Source organism: Candidatus Protofrankia californiensis (assembly GCF_900634765.1).
GTDB lineage: Bacteria > Actinomycetota > Actinomycetes > Frankiales > Frankiaceae > Protofrankia > Protofrankia californiensis.
In genome coordinates this window covers 2560-3731 of the sequence record NZ_CAAAFT010000228.1, presented here as the reverse complement: position 1 = coordinate 3731, position 1172 = coordinate 2560, and the positions used below count along the sequence as shown (strand labels likewise).

Here is a 1172-nt window from a genome sequence, read left to right as displayed (position 1 = left end):
CTGACGGTATCGCCGCCGCCCACATAACGACGGCGGTCTCGTCCGCCGATCTCGATCGCATAGGCAAAGTTCGACAGGAGCTCCTGCGCCTGGCGGACGAGATCGCCCAGGGTTCGCTCCTCGACATCACTGCGCCGCGTCCGGACGGTGGCTGTCTGGTCGGCCCGGCCGACGGCGAAAACCAGGACGAGGCGTCGCGGAAGTTCGGCGAGGCCGAGGCCTTTCACGCGTTGCTCGCCGAACCTCTGGCCGGGCGGGTTGCCCAGTTCGAGCTGCCGTACGGGTCGTTCGAGCATGAAGCCTGTTCCCACCCGCTCGGCGGTGCGCTGAAGGTCACGACCGATCTCGAGGTCGAGGCCCTTCCCGGCGTCTACCTGGCCGGTCCGGGGAACTTTCCCCGGCTCGGCGCGGCCAACCCGGCACTCACCATCATTTCCATGTCGCGTTGGCTCGGCGATTCGCTTGCCGATTGAGATTCATGTTACCCGGTGGCACACGGCATCTGTTTCCGTCCCGGCTGCCCGCCCGTTAAGGAGGTCGATGATGTCTAAACTCGCTATCTTTGGTGGTACTCCGGTCACGGACGAACCGTTCCCGGCCTGGCCCAGCTTCGCGCCGGAGAGTATCGACCGGGCCATGGAACCTCTCCGTACCGGCCGGGTGAACTACTGGACCGGTGAACTCGGCCGGCAATTCGAGGCGGAGTTGGCCGCGTACCTCGGCGCCGACCACGCCGTCACCACGAACAGCGGAACCTCCGCCTTGCATGCCGCGCTTGCCGCGCTGGGTATCGGGCCGGGGGACGAGGTCATCTGCACTCCGTACTCCTTCGTCGCCTCGGCGTCCTGTGTGCTGCAGGCTGGTGCACTGCCGGTTTTCGCCGATGTCGACGAGTCGCATACGCTCAGCGCGGCCGACGTCGAAAAGAAGATTACTCCGCGTTCTCGGGCGATCATTGTGGTTCACCTCTACGGGGTCGTCGCGGATCTTGATCCGATCATCGATCTGGCCAGGAAGCATGGTTTGTTCGTTGTCGAGGACTGCGCGCAGAGCATCGGCGCGACCTACAAGGGGAGGAAAGTCGGAACGGTCGGTGATGTCGGCTGTTTCAGCTTCTGCCAGAGTAAGCACTTCACCACCGGCGGTGAGGGTGGCGCGATCGTCACCAATGA

2 protein-coding genes are annotated in these 1172 nt (G+C 64.5%); both read left to right on the top strand.

Annotated elements, in window-relative coordinates; all coding sequences use genetic code 11:
* Positions 1-473 (top strand): hypothetical protein (locus tag DD1DGNOD_RS12480; protein WP_131770175.1); only part of this gene is annotated, 473 nt, incomplete at its 5' end.
* A gap of 67 nt (positions 474-540) precedes the next feature.
* On the top strand, positions 541-1172 hold a 632-nt coding region (locus tag DD1DGNOD_RS12475), incomplete at its 3' end, for a DegT/DnrJ/EryC1/StrS family aminotransferase (protein ID WP_241255677.1).